Consider the following 21,426-nt stretch of genomic DNA (forward strand, 5'->3'; position numbering starts at 1 on the left):
GCCCTTGCGGACTGGGAGGCGGCCATAGTAACGACGCCGCCGGAACGCGGAAAAAGCCGGTTCGCGGGGGCACCGGAAATTCCTTTTCGCCCGGGAAATAGCGCGAAACGGCGCGTCCGGGCAGATCACAGGCTGATCACTCGGAATAGTGAGCACCCCTGTCACGGGGAGTTGCCGGGCCGGGTCCGGGTTGCGGCAGATGGCGGAGTGACGGGCCGGTCAAGATCCAATACGGTGACCGGTCGTAGCCGCCGGGCGGGGCGGCCGCTCCGCTTCGGCGGGCAGGTCCGCGGCCGGGCGGGGATTCCCAGGCAGAGAAGGGAGGCTGGCAAAAATCACCGGGTCGAGCGGCGCGTCGCTGCATCTCCACAACATCGGGTTCAACTTACGGGTGCACCCACCCGATGGGGGCACGGAGCGTAGTCCCATCGAGGGTGCCGCTTACCCTGTGTGGGCTAATCGGGTGACGGTCGGACGTCGGAGCCGAGAGCACCGGGTAACCGGAATTCCCGCGCCGGGCGTTCCTTGTCGAATCCGCGCCTCCGGGTTCGCGCGGTCCGACTATTTTCCCAGGTCAGCACCCCGATGTGGAACGCAATAACGCAGGCGGCGATTGGTGTACGATTCTTTGGCCCCAGCCGCCCGCAGCGATCGATAAGGCGCAGACAAGTTGATCTCGACCACCGCCGTGCAGTCCGCAAGTTGCGTCGTGCACGTGCATAGTCCCGGGAAGCCGATCGTCTCCCGGACCGGTGAAGGATCGACCAAGTCGTGCCCGCCCCCGGTCGGACGCGCGGGCAGGCGGACCGCGGGACTCCGCGCCGGGAGCGCTGAGCGCACCGGGAGCGCGGGGAGCCGCGGGAACCGCCGACGGGCCGCCACGACGCCGGACAGGGAGTCACTTTCGTGACCGTTGCAGGAGAAGGCCAAGTGCCTGTGGAGAAGCTGCTCGGCCGCCCGCCCAAGCGGCCGCGCTGGTCGTCGGGCTGGCGGGCGGCGTTGCGCTGGCGGGACTGGAGCCTGCCGGTCAAGCTGTCCGCGGTCACGATCGTCCCCATCGTGCTCGCGCTGGTCCTGGGCATCACCGCGATCGCGGGCCAGGTCTCGCGGTCGAGCGACTACCAGCGGATCGACCGGCTCGTCGGGCTGAGCACCCAGCTGCGCGCGCTCACCGACGGGCTGCAGCGCGAACGCACCCAGACCGCCGCCCAGCTCATCGCGGGCACCTCGGGCGTCACCCCCGAACTGAAGGCCGCCCGCGCGGCCACCGACGCGGCGGTCGCGCCGTTCACCGAGGCGGCCGCGCGGGTCGGGGCCGACGGCTCGAGCGTCTCCGGCGCGGTGAACTCGGCGACCGCGCAGGTCAACGAGATCGCGGTGATCCGCCAGCAGGTCGGGGCCGGCCTGCTGAACGCGGCCGAGGCGGTCGGCGACTACAACGCCGTCACCAGCGCGCTGATCGGAGCCGACACCGCGGTGTCGGCGGGCGCGAGCGCCGACGCGCTCGGCAGCACCCCGAGCGCGCTGCACGACCTCGAGGCCGCCAAAGAACAGGTGTCGGTCACCCAGTCCCTGGTGGGCTACGGCATCTCCGCCGGCACGCTCACCCCGCAGCAGCTGAGCGACGTGCGCGACGCGGAACTGCGTTTCGACGACCGCGTCGCCGACTTCAACGCCGCCGCCACCGCGCCGCAGCGCCTCGACTTCGAGAGCACGATCAAGCCGGACACCTCTTACGACCGCAAGCGGATGCTCGGCACCGTGCTCGGCGGGCAGGGCGTTTCCACCGACGACGCGCTCAAGCGGACTTCGCCGCAGGAGTGGAACAACGCCTCGAACGCGGTGGTCTCGCAGCTGACCGAGGTCTCCGGCCGGATGAGCACCGACCTCACCGCGGCGTCGTCCGGGCTGGTCGAGGACGCGGGCAGCAGCGCCGGTCTGCTGGCCGTGCTGCTGTTCGCGGCGCTCGCCGCCGCCGCCGCGGTAGTGTTCGTCATCGCCCGCCAGCTGCTGCGCTCGCTGAAGGTCCTGCGCCGCAGCGCGCTGGACGTCGCGGAGAAGGACCTGCCCGAGGCGGTCCGCAACATCCAGGAGGGCCGCGCGCAGAGCATCGAGGTCGAGCCGGTCCCGGTCCAGGTGCAGGACGAGGTCGGCGAGGTCGCGCGGGCGTTCGAGAAGGTGCACAGCCAGGCGCTGCGGCTCGCGACCGAACAGGCCGCGATGCGCGCCGGCTACTCCAGCGTGTTCGTCAACCTGTCGCGGCGCAGCCAGAGCCTCGTGCAGCGGCAGCTGCAGCTGATCGAGCGGCTGGAGCGCGACGAGGAAGACGCCGACCAGCTCGCCACGCTGTTCCAGCTCGACCACCTCGCCACCCGGATGCGGCGCAACAACGAGAACCTGATGGTCCTCTCCGGCGCCGAGCCGGGCCGCCGTTCCGGCCAGCCGGTCGCGACGCACGACGTGCTGCGCGCCGCGGTGTCGGAAATCGAGCAGTACCAACGGGTTTCGGTGCAGCACCCGCCCGCGGTGAAGATCGTCGGGTTCGCCGCGAGCGACGTCCAGCGGCTCATCGCGGAGCTGCTGGACAACGCGACCGCGTTCTCCGCGCCGGAAACCCAGGTGACGGTCGCGACGCGGCTCGCCGAGGACGGTTCGCTCAACGTCGACATCCTCGACAAGGGCATCGGCATGAACGAGTACGAGGTGGTGGAGGCCAACGGCCGGCTCACCGACTCGGGCTCGGTCGACCTCGCGACCTCGCGCCGGATGGGCCTGTTCGTGGTCGGCCGCCTCGCCGGCCGCCACCGCATCGGCGTTTCGCTGCACGGCGGCAAGGACATCGTCGGCGTGCGGGCCACCGTGATGGTTCCGCCGGAGCTGGTGATGACCGGCCTGGCCACCGTGTCGGGCGACCGCTCGGAACCCGGCCAGCTGCCCGGCCCCAAGGCGAGCCTCGCCGCCCCGCCCGTCGCGCCGGGCGGGCTGCCCCGCCGCCAGCGTGCGACCAACGGGTCGGCCGTGCCGGGTCTCGTTCCGCAGCAGGGCGGCAACTCCGAGGAAACCCAGCGCTGGCCGTCGGCCGGCGATCTCGCGGGCTTCTCCGGGGACAAGGTCGCGCGTCCGCCGTCCGACCTCGAGGTGTCCGGCACCGCGCTGTTCAGCCCGATCCCGCGCGACGACGACACGCCCGCTCCGCCGCCGCCCGCGCCGAAGCTGCCGCAGACCGTCGACGTCCCGCCGCCGCGCCCGGAGCCCGAACCGGCCACGGAAACCCGCGACGAACGCGACGGCGAACTGCCCTCGGGCAAGGACCTCTTCTCCGCGGCCAACGCGACGACGCTGAGCGACTGGTGGAACCAGGCCGCGCAGCAGGTGCCGGAGGTCCCGCCGCCGTCCGCGGCCGAGACGACGATCGAGAACACGCCGATCTTCGACGAGATGCTGTCGGCTTGGTTCCGTTCGCCCGCACAGCCCCCGCCCGCCGCCGCTCCGGCCGCTTCGCCCGCTTCGTCGGCGCCGGCGCCGGACAAGGCCGCGGAACCGGAAGCGGACGAGGAACAGCAGCAGCGCAACTGGGATTTCGCGAGCGACGAAAACTGGCGGACAGTGCAGGCACTGTCCCAGGTGGAGCCGAACTCGTTCACCAAGTCGGGCCTGCCCCGGCGCCGCCGCGGCGAACAGCTCATGCCGGGCAGCGCCGCGCCGGAACCGGCGGTGCCCCCGGCGGAAGCGCCGGGCAAGGGCCTCCTGGACCTCCCGGTCCGCGACCCGGCGGACGTGCGGGGGCGGCTGAACAGCTTCCAGCGCGGCGTCACGCGCGGTCGGCAGGAAGTTCGCGGGACCGAGCCGGAAACCACTGGCAGCACCGCGGATTCCGGAACCACGGGCGCCTCGGACGCCTCGAGCGCCACGACGTCGCCGGAGCGGGCTCGCGCCCACGACGCGGCGACCCGGCGGCGGCAGACGGTCGCGGGCGCGTTCGGCGTTCCCGCCGACCAGAACCGTCCCGGCGGGATGCCGCAGCGCACCCCGGGTTCGGCCGCTTCGTTCGGCGGCCAGCCCGGTTCCGGCGCGACGGACGCGCCAGCCGGATTCGGCACCCGGCCCGCGGACGCGGACTCGCCGGACGAGACGGCTCCCGTCCCGGCCGTGCCCCCCGCGTTCGACCCGGACGGCGGATGGCCGCGCCAGCCAGCCGCCGAGCGCACGGAACTGCCCGCGCCGCAACCGAACCGGGGCGTCCGGCCGGACAAGCCGGACAACCTGCCGACCCGCCGCAAGGGCGCGAGCAGCCTCCCGCCCGCTCCGCCGACCGCCGACCCGAACCAGGTCCCGGCGGCGGTGGCCGGGCTCGAAGCCGCGGTCTCCGGCACGGGACAGACTCCCGCGTCGCAGGCGGCACAGGCTTCGGCGAACGGCCAGACCGCGGCGCCGGAGAAGACGGACAGCCCCTCGGCGAACGGGCAGGCTTCCGCGCCCGCCGCACCGGCTGCGTCCGCTTCGCCTGCTTCGCCGCAGGGCACGGAGCAGACCTCGCTGTGGGGCACGCCCGCGGAGAACCCGGTGCCGGGCAAGGCTTCGCCGTTGACGACGTGGCGCAGTGCCACGCAGTCTCGGGCCGCCGCGCCGAACCAGCCGACGGAGAACGCGGCGCAGTCCGGCACGACGGCGGACCAGGCTCCGGCGGCTCCGGCTCCGGCGCAGGGGCTGGCCGGGGGACTGGGCCAGACCCGGGTGCCGGGGCAGAACCTTCCGGCACAGCCCGGAACGACTGGGCCGACCGCGTCGCCGAGCCAGGCGGGAACGTCCGGACAGACCGCGTCGCCGAGTCAGTCCGGAATGCCGAGCCAGGCCGGAACGCCGAGCCAAGCCGGAGCGCCGGGACCGGCCGCGACACCGGCCAAGACCGGGTTGTGGGGTCAGCCGCTGGTGCCGGGACAGGCTCCGTCGCGGCAGTCCTCCGCCGGACAGGACGCCCCGCAGCCGCCCTCGGCGCCGACCGGGCCGGCCGGTTCCGACGGTTCGGCGAGCCCCGCCCCAGATCCTGCCGAAACTACCGCTGAGTGGAATTTCGGTTCCGACGAAGGGTGGCGGACAGTCCAGTCGGTGTCCCAGTCGACGCCCGCTTCCTTCACTTCGGCAGGATTGCCTCGGCGCCGCCGGGGCGAACAACTGCTTCCCGGCAGCGCACCGCCGCCCGCCGGGTCGGCGAGCCCCCGTCCGTCCCGCGACGCGCACGACGTGCGCGGTCGCCTGAGCAGTTTCCAGCAGGGGATCCAGCGCGGCAGGCACCGCACCGCGCAGGCCGCTGAGACGAACCACGAAACATTGGAGGGTGAATGACCTCGCCGAATGCGGCCCAGCCGCAGCAGAACCAGTTCGGCTGGCTGGTGAACGACTTCGCCGACCGCGTCCCGGGCGTCGCGCACGCGGTCGTCGTGTCGGCCGACGGTCTTCTGCTGACGGCCTCCAACCGGCTGCCGCTCGACCGCGCCGACCAGCTCGCCGCCGTGGCGTCCGGGCTCGTCAGCCTCACCCAGGGCGCCGCCCGGTGCTTCGAGGCGGGCTCGGTGCGCGAGACCGTCGTCGAGATGGAACTCGGCATCATGGTGCTGATGTCCATCAGCGACGGCTCCTGCCTGGCGATCCTCGCCGCGCCCAACTGCGACATCGGGCAGGTCGCCTACGAGATGACCATGCTCGTCGACCGCGTCGGCCAGATCCTGACCCCCGAGCTGCGCGCGCAGCTGCAGGGCGCCGGGGGCTCGCTGATCGGCGAACCGGTGGGATGATGGCGCGATGAGCCAGGGGTCCGGATTGTTCGGCGAAGAGCCCGGTACCGGCGGCGAACCCCCGCGCGGGGAGGAGCCCGCCGCCGGGGACGACGGCACGTTCGCCGACGTCCTCAACGGGTTCAGCCTTGATTCGGGCCGCTCGCGCAGAAAACGGAAGAAGAGCGGCAAAGAAACGAAGGAATCCCAGTCCCCAGCGCCGCCCGCCGCGGGAGCGCACGCGGCAGCGGACCCGCCGCCGGCACCTGTGCCGCCGGCCGACCAAGGAGATGGTGTGACCTCTCTCGTCTCTCCACCGGGCAGTACGGACTCCGACGGCCCCAGACCAGGCGGGCTCTTCGACCCGGGACCGCCGAGCGGCGAGTTCTCGATGCCGTCGGCGATCGTCCGTCCCGAGCGCCACGATCGGGTGGACCCGGCCGAGGAGACGTCGATCGTGCGCCCGTACGCTCTCACCGGCGGGCGCACCCGGGCGAACTACGCGCTCGAACTGGAGACCCTGATCTCCACCAAAGACCATGTCGCCGCGGGGGGCTTCCCCCAGGCGGCGGCGGAACAGATCGAGAGCATCTCGATCATGGAATCGTGCCGGACCCCGCGTTCGGTGGCGGAGATCGCCGCGGTGCTGTCAGTGCCGCTGGGGGTGGCACGGGTGCTGATCAGCGACGCGGCCGACGCCGGCCTCGTCACCGTGCACCGGACGATCTCGGGCCAGGACGGCGCCGAAGCACACTTGATGTTGATGGAAAGGGTTTTGAGTGGACTCCGTCGGCTTTAAGGCACCGCGGGAAACCGCGCCCCCGACCATGACATCAGCGAAGATCGTGGTGGCGGGCGGCTTCGGAGCGGGCAAGACGACCTTCGTGGGTTCGGTGTCGGAAATCGTTCCGCTCACCACCGAGGCGATGATGACCGACGCCAGCCGCGGCATCGACAACCTCGACCAGACCCCGTACAAGACGACCACCACGGTCGCCATGGACTTCGGCCGCGTCTCGCTCGACGCGGACCTGATCCTCTACCTGTTCGGCACGCCCGGCCAGCAGCGGTTCTGGTTCATGTGGGACGACCTGGTGCGCGGCGCGATCGGGGCGGTCGTGCTCGCGGATACCCGGAGGTTGGCGGACTCGTTCGCGCCGATCGACTTCTTCGAGGATCGCGGGTTGCCGTACATCGTGGGTGTGAACACGTTTGACGGCGTGCTGGAGCACGACATCAATGATGTGCGCGAGGCGCTGTCCATTGATCCGAGCATTCCGATTGTGCGGTGTGATGCTCGGGATCGGGAATCTACCAAGCAGACGCTGATCACGTTGGTGGAGTATGCGATGCGGCAGTGGATCGCGTTGCGGGCGGCTAAGGCGCATCAGTAATTTTGGCGCCGACTCCGCCGTCGCGGCGGGATCGCCTTTAAGTCGGCGTGTGGAGGGGCAGTGCACCCGGCCTGGGGGCCGTGCGCACTGCCCCTCCACACGCCGACGCGATCCCGCGTTGTGGTTGGGTCAGCGCTTGGCCCGGTAGCGGAGCAGCACGACCGTGTTGTCGAAGGTGCGGGTTTCTACGAGCTGCAGTTCTGCGCGGTCGGCACCTTCAGTGAAGGGGCGTTTGTTGCCGCCCAGGATTACTGGGTGGACGCAGACCAGGTACTCGTCGATGAGGCCTCGGCGGCCTAGTTCGGCGGCTAGGGCGTAGCCGCCCATGAGGATTATGTCGCCGGTTGCGGTGGCTTTGTGGTTGGCGACTTCTTCGGTCAGGTCGCCGTTGGTGACTGTGGTTTTCCAGTCGGCCTTGGTCAGGGTGCGGGAGAAGACCAGTTTCGGTTTTTCTCGCCAGATCGGGGCGAAGGCCAGGTCGTGGGGGTGGGTTGAGATGGACTCCACGTCGGGCCAGTAGCTCGACATCATTTCCCATACTCGGCGGCCGTAGGCGAACATGGCTGCGCGGTTCGACAGTTCGTTCGCGTAGTCCGAGAGTTCCGGGCCCATGTGGGGCCAGTCGAATTCTCCGGCGGGGCCTTCGATGCAGCCGTCCAGTGAGGTGTGGACGAGGTAGACCAGGTCGGCCATGACGGGCTCGCTTCCGGTGGTGAGGGGTGGTCACCAGGAGGTCGGAGTCGTCATGGCCGACTGGACATCAGTGCGCGACAAAGTTTTCAGTATTCGTCGTGGCGGCGCCACCACCAGCTGCCGGGGGCGTCCGTGCCGCGGGGCTCTTCTTCCCAGGCCTCCTGTCGTCCTAGCGGGGTGACGTCCAGGTATCGCAGCGTGCTGATGAACTGGTCGCCGCCGCGGCCGTCGGTGAAGTAGGTGCGGTAGACGTCGTCGCCGTCGCGGAGGAAGACGCTCACGCCGAAGCCGCCGTCGATGCCGCAGTCTGCGGGGAAATCCGTGCCTGCCGCGGAAACCCAGGGGATCGTCCAGCCCATCCTGGTCCAGTAGCGTTCGATCTCCGGTGCGGTCGCGGGGGCTACGACCTTGAGGGTTACGTCGCGGGCGTTCAGGTGGGCTGGGTGGCTCATGTTGTCTACTAGCAGCGAGCAGCCGGGGCAGCCTGCTTCGTCGCCGGGGTACAGCATGAAGTGGTAGACGATCAGCTGGCGGCGGTCGTCGAAGAGATCCAGCAGGGTTTGGGTGCCAGCCGGGCCGGTAAATGCGTACTGCTTCGCGAAGGGGACCATGGGCATTCGGCGGCGTTCGGCGGCCAGTCGGTCGGCTGCGCGGGTGTGTTCTTTTTCCTTGCGCAGCAAGGATTCGCGGGCGGTGGCCCATTCTTCCGGGGAGACGATGCGGGGGAGTGCGGTGGTCATTCCATTTCCTCCAGAGTATGGGTGAGATCTTCGAAGCTGGATTGCCAGCCGTCGACGTGGCCGTCGCGCTCGGCTGCGTTCGGGAACGGGGCTTGGTGGAACGTCATCGAGGTTTTGCCTGCCAGCGCTGTGTCCTTGGCGCCGGCTCCGCCGTCGCAGGCGGGATCGCCTTCAAGTCGGCGTCTGGACGGAGCGGCGCACCCGGCCTGGGGGCCGGTCACGCCGCTCCGTCCAGACGCCGACGCGATCCCGCGGGGTACTTGGCTGGGGTGATCCGGCTGTGCCAGGTGCCGCCGGGGCGTGGGTCGGTGCGGGTTTCGGACGCGACGACGCCGTGCGGGCCGAACCAGGCGGCCAGGTGTGCCGGGTCGGTCCAGGCTTGGAACACCAGTTCTCGCGGGGCGTCGAAGACCCGCACGATGGTCAGTTCGGTCATTCCGTCCCCTCCTGAAGCTGCCGCAGGTGTTCGTCCAAGCGGTCGAAGCCGGTTTCCCAGAAGCGGCGGTACTCCGCGACCCAGCCCGCGACGTCCGCCAGCGGTGCGGCTTCCAGGCGGCACGGGCGCCACTGGCGGGTGCGGCCGCGGCTGATCAGCCCGGCTTGTTCCAGCACTTTCAGGTGTTTCGACACTGCTTGCAGGCTCACCTCGAACGGGGCGGCCAACTCGTTGACGGTGGCCTCGCCGCGAGTCAGGCGGGCGAGGATCGCGCGGCGGGTCGGGTCCGCCAGTGCGGCGAAGGTGGTGCTCAGCTGGTCAGTCGGCATCGGTGCTCAATCGCTTGGTTAATTAACTAGTAGGTTGAATATAGCGCGCACGTCAACCCTTGAGAGCCGGGTCACCTTGGGCTCGGGTTTCCAATAGTAGGAAGTCCTAGTAAATTGGGAGGATGAGCGGCAGCGACCTGTACCGTCCCGCGAACCCGGTCCGGTTCGTCACGGCGTCCAGCTTGTTCGACGGCCACGACGCCTCGATCAACATCATGCGCCGGATCCTGCAGTCCCAGGGCGCGGAGGTGGTCCACCTCGGCCACAACCGCTCCGTCGACGAGGTGGCCACGGCCGCGATCGCCGAGGACGTCCAGGGCGTCGCCATCTCCGCTTACCAGGGCGGGCACGTCGAGTACTTCAGCTACCTCGTCGAGCTGCTGAACGAGCGCGGCGCCGGGCACATCAAGGTGTTCGGCGGCGGCGGTGGCGTCATCGTGCGCGAGGAGATCGACCTGCTGCACTCGCGCGGCGTGGCGCGGATCTTCTCGCCGGAAGACGGCTACGAGATGGGCCTGCCGGGCATGATCAACATGATGATCAAGGCGTGCGACAGCGACCTGTCCGCGCAGCCGCCCGCCTCGGTCGACAAGCTGCTGTCCGGCGACGTCCAGGCGCTTGCCCGGGTGATCACCCAGCTGCAGCGCGAAAACCTGCCCGCCGAATGGTTGTCGGCGATCACCGAGGCCGCGGGGCAGAAGCACGTGCCGGTTCTCGGCATCACCGGCACCGGCGGGTCCGGCAAATCCTCGCTGACCGACGAGCTGATCCGCCGCTTCCGCCTCGACCAGGAAGACAAGCTGCGCATCGCGGTGCTCGCGGTCGACCCGTCGCGGCGCAAAGGCGGCGGCGCGCTGCTCGGCGACCGGATCCGGATGAATTGCCTCGACGGTTCGCCGGTGTACTTCCGCTCGCTCGCCACCCGTACTACCAGCGGGGAGATTCCGGCCGGGCTGAGCGAATCGATCCTGGCTTGCAAGGCGGCCGGGTTCGACCTGGTGATCGTCGAGACGCCGGGTATCGGCCAGGGCGACGCGGGCATCGTCGACTACGTGGACGAGTCGCTGTACGTGATGACGCCGGAGTTCGGCGCCGCGTCGCAGCTGGAGAAGATCGACATGCTCGACTTCGCCGACGCGGTCGCGATCAACAAGTTCGAGCGTCGCGGCGCCGAGGACGCGCGTCGCGACGTCGCGCGCCAGATGGTGCGCAACCGCGAGGCGTTCGGCTCCGCGCCCGAGGAAATGCCGGTGTACGGCACGAGCGCGGCGAAGTTCAACGACGACGGCGTGACCGCGCTGTACCAGCACCTGCGCGACATGCTCGCCGACCGCGGGCTGTCGGTGTCGGCCGGTACGCTGCCGACGGTGTCGGGCAAGGTCTCGACGGACGCCAGCACGATCATCCCGGGCAACCGGGCGCGCTACCTCGCCGACATTTCCGAAACCGTGCGCGGGTACCACGAGCAGACCGAGAAGCAGGTCGCCGCGGTCCGCAAGCACGAGCACCTGGCCGAGGCCAAGGCCGCGCTGTCCGAAGTGGACGCCAGCACGGACGCGCTGGACGGCCTCATCGCCGCCGCGGAGTCCGATGTGGACGGCGAGTCGACAAAGCTTCTCGAACGGTTCCAGGCGCTCGCCGCGGAGTACCGGCAGGACGAGCTGGTGGTGAAGATCCGGGACAAGGAGCTGCACACCCAGCTGTGGCGGGAAACCCTTTCCGGCAACCGGATCCCGCGCGTCGCGCTGCCGCGCTACACCGAGTCCGGCGAGCTGCTTTCCTTCCTGCGCCGGGAAAACCTGCCCGGCTACTTCCCGTACACCGCGGGCGTCTTCCCGTTCAAGCGCGAGGGCGAGGACCCGGCACGGATGTTCGCCGGCGAGGGCGACGCGTTCCGCACCAACCGCCGGTTCAAGCTGCTGTCGGCCGATTCCGAGGCCAAGCGGCTGTCGACGGCGTTCGACTCGGTCACGCTGTACGGCCACGACCCGGACACCCGCCCGGACATCTACGGCAAGGTCGGCACCTCCGGCGTCTCCATCGCGACGCTGGACGACATGAAGGCGCTCTACGACGGCTTCGACCTGACCGCGCCGAACACCTCGGTGTCGATGACGATCAACGGCCCCGCGCCGACGATCCTCGCGTTCTTCCTCAACACCGCGATCGACCAGAAGTTCGCCGCGTTCCGCGAGGAGCACGGGCGCGAGCCGTCGGAGGCCGAGGCCGCGCAGGTGCGCGAATGGGCGCTGAAGAACGTCCGCGGCACCGTGCAGGCGGACATCCTCAAGGAAGACCAGGGCCAGAACACCTGCATCTTCTCCACCGAGTTCAGTCTCCGGATGATGGCCGACATCCAGGAATGGTTCATCTCCCACGGGGTGCGCAACTTCTACTCGGTGTCGATTTCCGGCTACCACATCGCCGAGGCCGGGGCAAACCCGATCTCGCAGCTGGCCTTCACGCTCGCCAACGGGTTCACCTACGTGGAGTCGTACCTGGCGCGCGGCATGGACATCGACGATTTCGCGCCGAACCTGTCGTTCTTCTTCTCCAACGGGATGGACGCGGAGTACTCGGTGCTCGGCCGGGTCGCGCGGCGGATCTGGGCCGTGGCGATGCGCGAGCGCTACGGCGCGAACGACCGGTCGCAGAAGCTCAAGTACCACGTGCAGACCTCCGGCCGGTCGCTGCACGCGCAAGAGATGAGCTTCAACGACATCCGCACGACGCTGCAGGCGCTGTGCGCGCTCTATGACAACGCGAACTCCTTGCACACCAACGCGTTCGACGAAGCGATCACCACGCCTTCGGAGTCCTCGGTGCGGCGCGCGATGGCCATCCAGATGATCATCAACAAGGAGTGGGGCCTGTCGAAGAACGAGAACCCGCTGCAGGGTTCGTTCGTGATCGACGAGCTGACCGACCTGGTCGAGGAGGCCGTGCTCACCGAGTTCGACCGGATCTCCGAACGCGGCGGCGTGCTCGGCGCGATGGAGACCGGCTACCAGCGCGGGCGGATCCAGGACGAATCGCTGCTGTACGAACGCAAGAAGCACGACGGTTCGCTGCCGATCATCGGCGTCAACACCTTCCGCAACCCGAAGGCGGGGGAGGACGACGTCGAGGTGGAGCTGGCCCGCGCGACCGAGGACGAGAAGCAGTCCCAGCTTCGCCGGCTCGCCGATTACCAGCAGGGGCACCGCGAGGAGGCCCAGCAGGCGCTCAAGGCGCTGCGCGACGCGGCCACCCGCGGCGGCAACCTGTTCGACGTGCTCATGGATGCCGCGCGGGTGTGCTCGCTCGGTCAGATCACCGAGGCGTTCTTCGAGGTCGGCGGCCAGTACCGGCGCAACGTCTGACCCGTCAGGCCCGGGTGGCGGCCAGCCGCCATACCGGGGCGAGGACCCGGCCCTGCTCGTCGACGTCCAACGCGTCGAGCGCGGTCGGGTCCGGCGGTTCGCCCGCCGAGACGGCGGCGACCGCGGCGATCAAGCCCTCGCGGCTCATCGCGGTGGTGTAGACGGCGGGTTCGAGCACGCTGATCGTCCAGCCGTTGCCGACCGTTTCGCGCAGATTCTGCTCGGTGATCCGGTACGGGATCGGGAAGTTCTCCGGTACCTCGTCGGAGAAGCAGAAGATGTTCAGCTGCGCGCCTGGCTTGGTCGCGCGCACGAGCGCCGCTACGTACGCGTGCCGCTGTTCTTCGTCGAGACAGTGGTAGAGCGCGCTGTCGAGGACCGCGTCGAAGCGGCCTTCGTACCCCTCGAGCCGGGTTGCGTCGGCCTGGGCGAAGGTGATGTCCAGGCCGCGCTTCGCGGCGGTTTCGCGGGCTCGCCCGAGCGCGGTCGGCGCGCCGTCGAGACCGGTCACGCGGTGTCCGCGAGACGCGAGGAACATAGCGTTTTCGCCGAGGCCGCAACCGATGTCGAGCACGTCGCCGTGGAATCCGCCGCCCGCTTCGAGCGCGACCACCGCGGGCTGCGGGCCTGCGATGTCCCACGGGATCTTCTCCCCGATCGGGGTCTTGCCTTGGTACATCTCCTCGAAGTCGACGTCCGTCACGTCCATCCGGAGCCTCCTATTCAACGTGTGATGATTTAACGCTAGCGGACGGGGCCGGTGATCTGTCAACAGCCCGCGGGAATACTTGCCCGTTCCCCGAAGTAGAAGGAGGCATGGATTTCGGCATCTCGACGTTCGTGACCGACGAAGGCATCCGGCCCGACGTGCTCGGCGAGGCGGCGGAGGAGCGCGGTTTCGCGTCCCTCTTCCTCGCGGAGCACTCGCACATCCCGGCGAGCCGCGAAACGCCGTACCCCAGCGGGGGCGAGCTGCCGCGGGTCTACTACCGCACGCTTGACCCGTTCGTGGCATTGACCGCGGCCGCGGTGAACACCTCGAACCTGGTGCTGGGCACCGGCGTCGTGCTGCTGATCCAGCGCGACATCATCCACACCGCGAAGGAGGTGGCGTCGCTCGACCTGATCTCGCGCGGCCGGTTCGCCTTCGGTGTCGGGGCAGGCTGGAACCGGGAGGAGATGGTCAACCACGGCACCGATCCGAAGACCCGGGGCGCGCTGCTGAACGAGCAGATCGCCGCGCTGAAGGCGATCTGGACGCAGGAGCAGGCCGAGTTCCACGGCAAGCACCTCGACTTCGACCCGATCTTCGCGTGGCCGAAGCCGGTGCAGACGCCGCACCCGCCGATCCTGGTCGGCGGCTCGAGCGACGCGGCCCTGAAGCGCCTGATCGAGCACGGCGACGGCTGGATCCCGAACCCCGCGGTGACGCCGGACGAGGTGCGCCGCGTGCGCCAGCAGCTGGCTGAGGCCGGCCGCGGGGACATGCCGTCGACGCTGTTCGGCGGACCGGCTGACGCGGACGCGATCAAGCAGTACGCCGACGCCGGGCTGAACCGGTACGGGTTCATGCTGCCGACGCTGCCGGAGGCGGAAACGCTGGCGCTGCTGGACGAATACGCCCGCCTCGCCGCTGCTTTCCGGGCTGAGTGACGTTCCGTGGAGGGCTCCTTGGGGGAATCTGATTCCCTCAAGGAGCCCTTCACGGACGTTTAGCGCGGCAGGCCGAGCACGCGTTCGGCGGCGGCGGACAGCAGGACTTGTGTGGTTCCGCCCGCGATGGACAGGCAGCGGGTGAGCAGGAACTCTTGCGCCGCTGGGGTTTCCGCGGTCAGTTCCGGGGCGAGGTCGAGGGCGAATTCGGCGGTTTCCTGTCGGTGCCGTACTCCGAGCAGCTTCGCCACCGACGATTCCGCACCTGGCCCTAGGCCGTCGAGTCGTCGTAGTGTCGCTCGCAGGTCGAGCACCGAGCACGCGCTGCCTTGGCCGATCAACGCGCCGAGCCGGTCGCGGTCCACGTCCGCAGGTGCCGATTCCAGCAGCGCTTCGACGTTCTCGCCCACTGCCGAGCCGCGACCGAGTGCGACGCGTTCGTTCGCCAGCGTCGTGCGTGCCAGTTTCCAGCCCGCGCCGGGTTCGCCGACGACGTCCGCGTCCGGAACGAAGACGTCGTCCAGGAAGACCTCGTTGAACACGCTCCGCCCGGTGATCTCGCGCAGCGGCCGCGTGGTGATCCCGTCGGCGCGCATGTCGACCAGGAAGTACGTGATCCCCTTGTGCTTCGGCACTTCCGGGTCGGTGCGCGCGAGGCAGATCGCCCAATCCGCTTCGTGGGCGAGCGACGTCCACACCTTCTGCCCGGTCAGCAGCCAGCCGCCGTCCGTCCGGCGCGCCACGGTGCGCAGCGACGCGAGATCCGAGCCAGCGCCGGGTTCGGAGAACAGCTGACACCACGTCACCTCGCCGCGCAGCGTCGGCTTGGCGAAGCGTTCGCGCTGGTCGTCGGTGCCGTGCGCGAGAATCGTCGGCACTGCCCAGCCGCCGATCACCATGTCCGGCCGGCGGACGTCAGCCGTCGTCAGCGCGGCGTCGATCCGCAGTTGCGTCGCCGCGTCCGCGCCCATGCCGTACGGCTGCGGCCAGTGCGGGGCCAGCAAGCCCGAGTCCGCGAGCGCGGTACGACGGTTTTCCTCAGGCAGTGCAGCGATTTCCGCGACCAGCCGGGTCACCTCGGCGTCCTCGCCGACGTTCACTCCGAGAGTCCGCCGCTTCCCGGCCAACGCCAGGTCCGCGGCCCGCTTGCGCCACCGCTGCGAACCGCCGAGCCATTGCCGCAACGCCAACGCGCGACGCAGGTACAGGTGCGCCTCGTGCTCCCAGGTGAACCCGATCCCGCCGAGTACCTGGATGCAGTCCTTCGCGTTCTCGACGGCAGCGTCCAGCGCCACCGCCGCGGCGCTCGCGACGGCCAGCGGATCCCCGACCGACGAAGCCGCGTCCCAAGCCAGCGCCTCGGCGGCTTCGGTGCGGCACAACATCTCCGCGCAAAGGTGTTTCACTGCCTGGAAAGCGCCGATCACCTGTCCGAACTGCTCCCGGACCTTGGCGTACTCGACGGCCGTCGTCAGGCACCAGCGCGCGACGCCCGCCGCCTCCGCGACCGCGAGCGTCGCCGCGAGATCGCGGACGTCCGGCAGATCGAGGACCTCGCCCGGCAGCTCGGGCTTGACGCGGCCCAGCGAGCGGGAAAAGTCGAAGGGGGCCAACGGTTCCACTGCGTTCCCAGGCGGTACCAGGACGTACTGCTCGCCCCGACGCGCGAGCAGCCAGGACCCAGCGTCCGCGCCGGGTACGGTCGCCGATTCGTCCAGTTGCACCGCGACCTGGGCGGTTCCGTCGGCGATCTCGGCGGCGAGTTCCTTCGCGTGCTCGGCGAGCAGGAGCCCGGCCAGCGCGGTGCTCAGCAACGGCCCGGGCACCAGCGCTTCCGCCGCGGCGGCGAGCCCGGCCGCGAGATCCGCGACGGTTCCGTCCGCGCCGTTCACCGACGCGGGCAACGCGATGCCGGTGAGGCCCAGCGCGGCGAACCCGTCCGGCAGGCCGGCGCCGACGGTTTCGGCCGCACGCACAGCGGCGACCGGATCGTGTGCCGCCGCCCAGGCCTGCACGGCGGCAGCGAGCGCGGTTTGTTCCTCGGTGAGCGCGACCGGCATCGGTCTCCTCCTCGCGGGGTACAGAGCTACTGGCGAGTGTAGAACGTGTTACAGTTTTTCCGCCAGGTGGTCGAGAGTTGAACCTTTCTCCAGGGCAGGTACGCTTAGCCGGAAACTGGAACGAGTTCCGCAAAGGCAGAGGGGAATGCGATGCCGGGGAAGGCGAAGACGCCGGCGGCGAAAACGCGGGCGAACGGCCTCGGCGCGATGGGCGAGGAACTGGGCTCCGCGGCCCAGCGGGACCGCCGCCGCCGCATCATCGACGCGACGCTCTCGCTCGCCTCCAAGGGCGGCTACGACGCGGTGCAGATGCGCGCGGTCGCCGAGAAGGCCGACGTCGCGCTGGGCACGCTGTACCGGTATTTCCCGTCGAAGATTCACCTGCTCGTGTCAGGTCTGGCGCAGCAGTTCGAGGCCGCGCACGAGAAGATCCAGCGCAGCGCGATCCCCGGCGAAACCCCCGCCGAGCGGCTGATGTTCGTCCTGGGCCGCAACACCCGCCTGATGCAGCGCGATCCGCACCTCACCGAGGCGATGGTGCGCGCGTTCATGTTCGCCGACACGTCCGCGGCCGCCGAGGTCGAACTGGTCGGCAGGCTGATGGAGGACATGTTCGCGAGCGCGATGGGCATCGACGACCCGACCGAGGCGGACCGCGACATCTTCCACGTGGTGGCCGACGTCTGGATGGCGAACCTGGTCGCCTGGGTGACCCGCCGCGCCTCGGCCGCGGATGTGGCCAGCCGCCTGGAGCTTTCGGTCCACCTGCTCCTGGACAAGTAGCCGTACGTGAGGGGAACCCTGAGGGACTCAGAGTCCCTCAGGGTTCCCCTCACGTACTTTGCGGCCCCCGCCCCCGCCCCCGCCGCCGGCCCAGCCGCTGCCGCCGGTGCGCCCCAATGCCACATTGGGTGCGTCAGACGCACCGAACGCCACATTGGGTGCGTCGCATGCACCCAATGCCACATTGGGGCGCTGGGCCCGCCGCCAACCGCACCGGCGCATCCGGCTGACCGCGCACCCGCGCGACCCCCGAACGCGATGTCGCCGCCAGGCGACGAGCAGAACTGTCGGACCCACGCGTTACCGTGCCCAGGTGGAGTTCGACCAGACCACCCAAGCCACCTACCTCCCCTCGGATCCCCCGCGAGAGGGAGTTCTGGCGCTGTGGGGCGACGAGATCGAGGGGGACACCCCGATCCAGCTCGTCCTGCCCGGCGGCGGGAAGTTCGCCCGCACCGAGGTAGTGGCGCGGCTGGTGCCGCTGGCGAACGCCATCCCGCGGCTGCTCGTCGTGCCGGACGAGACGAGTCCGGCGCTGGCCGCGTGGTCGGCTGTGGTCAACGCGGGGGTGAATCTCGTGGCGCGCGGGCGGTTGCGTCCGGCGTCCACTCCGAGCGGGCTGGGGACCTGGCGAGTGGGTCCGCTCGACGCCGCCGACGAGGAACTCCTGCGCGGGCTCGCGGCCGCGTTGCCGCCCGAAGCGCATGCGTTGCCGTTGTCCGGAGTCAAGCGAATCCGGCTGCACTCGCCGGAATCGCTGGTTCGCGCGGTGTGGGACGCGGCGGCGGACGTGCTGGTGCGCAGTCCCGCGGCGGCGGTCGGATCCGGCGGGGCGGCGTTCGCGGAATCGCAGCCCACGCTGCTGGATCCGGACGGCGCGGCGTGGCTCACCGAGCTCGAAGCCCGACGTCCGGACGGGGCACAACTGCTGTTGCGGATCGAAGCGACTGACGAGGAATTCGCCGGGGTCCTCGCCGTTCGCTCCACTCTCGAGCCGAGCCTGGTGGTCGAAGCGGCCACGCTCTGGGACGCTCCAGAAGCAGTTCTGCACCGGCTCGGCGACCAGGTGGAAACGCAGCTTCTGCTGGGGCTCAGGCGGGGTGCGCGGGCCTGGCCGCCGCTGGGTCGAGTCCTGTCCGAACCTGCGCCGACCACGCTTCCGTTGTCTGACGACGACGTAGTCGACCTGCTCGGCGCCGGTGCTCGAGATCTGGGCGGCGCGGGCATCGAAGTCTTGTGGCCCAAGGATCTTTTCGCTGGCGAAGTCCGGGCGAAGGCGAGCGTGACGCAGGCCCCGGCGAGCGAATCCGGTCCGGCGTTCCCGCTCAACGGCCTGCTGGAATTCCGCTGGCGGCTCAGTCTCGGCGGCAGTGAACTCACCGACGAGGAGGTCGCGGCGCTCGCCGAGGCGAAACGTCCGCTGGTCCGGTTGCGCGGCCAGTGGGTGAAGCTCGATCCCGCCCTGCTGGCGCGGATGCGGGCCCGGCGTTCGCGCCTGACGGGTGCCGAAGCGCTGGCCGCCGCGCTCACCGGCGAGCTGGAGGTGGACGGAGAACGAGTCGAGTTCGCCCCGCAGCCAGCGTTGTCCGGGCTCGCCGAACGGCTGCGCGAAAGGGATCCCGCGCCCGTCGAGGAACCGGCGGGACTCACCGCGACGCTGCGTCCGTACCAACGGGCCGGGCTGGGCTGGCTCATCGCCATGACCGAACTCGGTCTTGGCGCCTGTCTCGCCGACGATATGGGGCTAGGCAAGACAATCCAGCTCATCGCACTGCACCTGCACCGACGCGCGCAGGCCGCGGGGCCGACGCTCGTGCTGTGCCCGACGTCGCTGCTGGGCAACTGGGAACGAGAGTTCGGCAAGTTCGCGCCGGACGTGCCGGTGCGCCGGTTCCACGGCGGCGGCCGGCATCTCGACGACCTGGCCCCGGACGAGGTCGTGCTCGCCACGTACGGAGTGCTGCGCCGCGACCGAGAGCTGTTGTCCGAAGTGGACTGGGGCATGGTCGCCGCGGACGAGGCGCAGCACGTCAAGAACCCGTTGTCCGCCACGGCGAAAGAACTGCGACAGGTGCCGGCGGCGGCCCGCGTGGCGCTCACCGGCACGCCGGTGGAGAACCGGCTCACCGAACTGTGGTCGCTGCTCGACTGGACCACGCCGGGGCTGCTCGGCCCGCTGGAGAAGTTCCGGCGCACCGTCGCGCGGCCGATCGAACGGGACCGGGACGAGACGGTCACCGGACGGCTGGCCGCGACGGTCCGGCCGTTTCTGTTGCGCCGCCGCAAAACCGACCCGGACATCGCGCCGGAACTGCCGCGCAAGACCGAGACGGACCGGTACGTCCCGCTCACCGCCGAGCAGACCACGCTGTACGAGGCGGTGGTGCGGGAGAACCTCGCGCAGATCCGCGAGGCGCAAGGGGTGCAGCGGCGCGGCCAGGTGCTGAAGCTGCTCACCGAACTCAAGCAGATCTGCAACCACCCGGCGCACTACCTCAAGGAAAGCACCGGGGCGCTGAGCGGACGGTCGGGCAAGCTCGCCGCGTTCGAGGAGCTGCTCGACGTCATCCTCGACGAGGGCGAGAGCGTGCTGGTGTTCAGCCAGTACGTGCGGCTGTGCCGGCTGCTGGAGCGGCGCCTCGCCGAGCGCGGCCTGCCGACCGCGCTGCTGTCCGGCGAGGTCGGGCCGAACCAGCGCGACGAGATGGTGGCGGCGTTCCAGTCCGGCGAGGTGCCGGTGTTCCTGCTGTCGCTCAAGGCGGGCGGCGTCGGGCTCAACCTCACCCAGGCCACGCACGTGATCCACTACGACCGCTGGTGGAACCCGGCGGTGGAGGACCAGGCCACCGACCGCGCGTACCGGATCGGCCAGGACCGGCCGGTGCAGGTGCACCGGCTCATCGCGGAGGGCACGCTGGAGGAACGCGTCGCCGCGGTGCTGGAGACCAAGCGCGGGCTGGCCGACGCGGTCGTCGGCGCGGGGGAGGACTGGATCACCGAGCTGTCCGACGACCAGCTCGCCGATCTCGTCCGGCTCGGGAGCGGCTGATGCCGCCGCGGCGGACGTTCGGGCGCCGGTGGTGGGGCCGGGCGTGGGTGGAAGCGCTGGAGCAGCGCGCCAAGCTGGACCCGAACCGGCTGCCGCGCGGGCGGACGTACGCGCGCAAGGGCGTCGTGGACCAGCTGGCGATCAGCGCGGGCGAGATCACCGCGTGGGTGCGGGGAAGCAGGCCGGACCCGTATCGCGTCGCCATCCGGATGCGCGAGTTCAGCGCGGGGGAATGGGACAAGCTGCTCGACGTCGCCGGTCGCCGGCTCGGGCACGCCGCCGCCCTGCTCGACGGGGAACTGCCGGAGGAGCTGGCCGTCCAGTCGCGCGAGGCCGGTGCCGACCTGCTGCCCGGCCCCGGCGATCTTCGGCCGCGCTGTTCCTGTCCGGACAGCGCGAATCCGTGCAAACACGTGGCGGCGGTGTACTACCTGGTCGCCGACGAGGTGGACGCCGATCCGTTCGTGCTGTTCACCCTGCGCGGGCGCGGCCGGGACGAGGTTTTGGCTCAGCTGCGCGAATTGCGGACCCCCAACGCCGCCCGCCCGGCTCGCGCGCCGGACGTCGGGCTGACGCCGAAGAAGGCATACGCGCGGCGGATCGCCCCGCTGCCGCCGTTGCCCGCGATCCCCGGCGAACCCGGCCCGCCCGCCGTGCTCGACCTCGACCCGCCCGCTCGCACCGGCCTGACGTCCGCCGCGCTCACTGCGCTGGCGGCGGACGCCGCGTCGCTCGCGTTCGGCCTGTTGCACACCCGGGATGCCTTGGCGGACTTGACTTTCGCCGAAGACCTGGCCCGTCGTGCCGCCCGGCCGGGGGCGGACGTGTTCGGGCTGGCCGCTGCCGCCGAGGTCGCGCCGTCGGAGCTGATCGTGTCCGCACAGGCGTGGCGGGAAGCGGGCCGGAGCGGGCTGGCGGCGCTGCGGGACGTGTGGAGTCCAGGCCCCGGCCCGTTGGCGGTAGCGCGGGCGGAACTGGCGGAATTGCCGGGGGAGGTGAAGGTGTGGCGTAACCGGGTGACGGTCGGGCCGGTGCAGCTCCGGTACGGGCGCGACAGCCGGTGGTACCGCTTCGTGCGAGTCGCGGGCCAATGGTGGCCGGACGGGCCTCCGGCCGAGCAGCCGGTCGATCTCGCCTACCCGGCGGAGGGCTGAAG

The 21,426-nt window shown here is 70.4% G+C and carries 16 protein-coding genes; 9 read left to right on the forward strand and 7 right to left on the reverse strand.

Annotation, left to right across the window (positions count from 1 at the left end):
• The first annotated feature begins 930 nt into the window (after window positions 1–930).
• From ACFORO_RS45725 to ACFORO_RS45740, 4 genes are read left to right on the forward strand one after another with little or no spacing between them, the layout of a single operon-like run.
• Window positions 931–5,343 carry a nitrate- and nitrite sensing domain-containing protein gene (locus tag ACFORO_RS45725; protein ID WP_449224230.1) on the forward strand — a complete coding sequence of 1,471 codons (4,413 nt, stop codon included), beginning with the start codon at window positions 931–933 and terminating at the stop codon, window positions 5,341–5,343.
• The gene (locus ACFORO_RS45730; RefSeq protein ID WP_037809909.1) at window positions 5,340–5,792 is read left to right on the forward strand and encodes a roadblock/LC7 domain-containing protein; all 453 of its coding nucleotides are present in this window, start codon (window positions 5,340–5,342) and stop codon (window positions 5,790–5,792) included. Before ACFORO_RS45725 ends, ACFORO_RS45730 begins: the two co-directional genes overlap by 4 nt.
• Before the next feature lie 7 nt (window positions 5,793–5,799).
• On the forward strand, window positions 5,800–6,570 hold the full coding sequence (locus tag ACFORO_RS45735; protein WP_344267783.1) for a DUF742 domain-containing protein: 771 nt from the start codon (window positions 5,800–5,802) through the stop codon (window positions 6,568–6,570).
• Complete coding sequence (locus tag ACFORO_RS45740; protein ID WP_354751128.1) at window positions 6,551–7,165, forward strand: GTP-binding protein; 615 nt, start codon at window positions 6,551–6,553, stop codon at window positions 7,163–7,165. Before ACFORO_RS45735 ends, ACFORO_RS45740 begins: the two co-directional genes overlap by 20 nt.
• A 129-nt stretch (window positions 7,166–7,294) precedes the next feature.
• Here ACFORO_RS45740 and ACFORO_RS45745 read toward each other — a convergent pair whose 3' ends face one another.
• The 5 genes from ACFORO_RS45745 to ACFORO_RS45760 form a co-directional block, all read right to left on the reverse strand.
• Window positions 7,295–7,858, reverse strand: a complete 564-nt coding sequence (locus ACFORO_RS45745) for a dihydrofolate reductase family protein (RefSeq protein WP_377870743.1) — start codon at window positions 7,856–7,858, stop codon at window positions 7,295–7,297.
• An 86-nt stretch (window positions 7,859–7,944) separates the two neighbouring features.
• On the reverse strand, window positions 7,945–8,598 hold the full coding sequence (locus ACFORO_RS45750; protein ID WP_377870742.1) for a DUF899 domain-containing protein: 654 nt from the start codon (window positions 8,596–8,598) through the stop codon (window positions 7,945–7,947).
• Window positions 8,595–8,819 (reverse strand): hypothetical protein, encoded by a 225-nt coding sequence (locus tag ACFORO_RS46695; RefSeq protein ID WP_449224228.1) that lies wholly within the window; start codon window positions 8,817–8,819, stop codon window positions 8,595–8,597. The genes ACFORO_RS45750 and ACFORO_RS46695 overlap by 4 nt, the downstream gene beginning before the upstream one ends.
• The gene (locus tag ACFORO_RS46700; RefSeq protein WP_449224229.1) at window positions 8,816–9,034 is read right to left on the reverse strand and encodes an SRPBCC domain-containing protein; all 219 of its coding nucleotides are present in this window, start codon (window positions 9,032–9,034) and stop codon (window positions 8,816–8,818) included. Before ACFORO_RS46700 ends, ACFORO_RS46695 begins: the two co-directional genes overlap by 4 nt.
• Window positions 9,031–9,363, reverse strand: a complete 333-nt coding sequence (locus ACFORO_RS45760; protein ID WP_377870740.1) for an ArsR/SmtB family transcription factor — start codon at window positions 9,361–9,363, stop codon at window positions 9,031–9,033. Before ACFORO_RS45760 ends, ACFORO_RS46700 begins: the two co-directional genes overlap by 4 nt.
• 122 nt (window positions 9,364–9,485) lie before the next feature.
• Between ACFORO_RS45760 and icmF the strand changes: the two genes are divergently transcribed.
• Complete coding sequence (icmF, locus tag ACFORO_RS45765; protein WP_377870739.1) at window positions 9,486–12,725, forward strand: fused isobutyryl-CoA mutase/GTPase IcmF; 3,240 nt, start codon at window positions 9,486–9,488, stop codon at window positions 12,723–12,725.
• A gap of 4 nt (window positions 12,726–12,729) precedes the next feature.
• On the opposite strand, the gene ACFORO_RS45770 is transcribed toward icmF, so the two are convergent.
• Entirely contained in the window at window positions 12,730–13,434 is a 705-nt protein-coding gene (locus ACFORO_RS45770) for a class I SAM-dependent methyltransferase (RefSeq protein WP_377870738.1), read from the reverse strand.
• A gap of 107 nt (window positions 13,435–13,541) precedes the next feature.
• Between ACFORO_RS45770 and ACFORO_RS45775 the strand changes: the two genes are divergently transcribed.
• Entirely contained in the window at window positions 13,542–14,378 is an 837-nt protein-coding gene (locus ACFORO_RS45775) for an LLM class F420-dependent oxidoreductase (RefSeq protein WP_377870736.1), read from the forward strand.
• Window positions 14,379–14,437: 59 nt separating this feature from the next.
• Here ACFORO_RS45775 and ACFORO_RS45780 read toward each other — a convergent pair whose 3' ends face one another.
• Window positions 14,438–16,438 (reverse strand): acyl-CoA dehydrogenase family protein, encoded by a 2,001-nt coding sequence (locus tag ACFORO_RS45780; protein WP_377870735.1) that lies wholly within the window; start codon window positions 16,436–16,438, stop codon window positions 14,438–14,440.
• Between the two features lie 150 nt (window positions 16,439–16,588).
• Here ACFORO_RS45780 and kstR point away from each other — a divergent pair, with 150 nt between their 5' ends.
• The 3 genes from kstR to ACFORO_RS45795 all read left to right on the forward strand — a co-directional run bounded on the left by kstR (window position 16,589) and on the right by ACFORO_RS45795 (window position 21,424).
• Complete coding sequence (gene kstR / locus ACFORO_RS45785; RefSeq protein ID WP_037809922.1) at window positions 16,589–17,221, forward strand: cholesterol catabolism transcriptional regulator KstR; 633 nt, start codon at window positions 16,589–16,591, stop codon at window positions 17,219–17,221.
• 313 nt (window positions 17,222–17,534) lie between these two features.
• Window positions 17,535–20,270 carry a DEAD/DEAH box helicase gene (locus ACFORO_RS45790; RefSeq protein ID WP_377870734.1) on the forward strand — a complete coding sequence of 912 codons (2,736 nt, stop codon included), beginning with the start codon at window positions 17,535–17,537 and terminating at the stop codon, window positions 20,268–20,270.
• Window positions 20,270–21,424, forward strand: a complete 1,155-nt coding sequence (locus tag ACFORO_RS45795; protein ID WP_377870733.1) for an SWIM zinc finger family protein — start codon at window positions 20,270–20,272, stop codon at window positions 21,422–21,424. Before ACFORO_RS45790 ends, ACFORO_RS45795 begins: the two co-directional genes overlap by 1 nt.
• Window positions 21,425–21,426: the final 2 nt, after the last annotated feature.

This window comes from Amycolatopsis halotolerans, from assembly GCF_042647905.1.
GTDB lineage: Bacteria > Actinomycetota > Actinomycetes > Mycobacteriales > Pseudonocardiaceae > Amycolatopsis > Amycolatopsis halotolerans.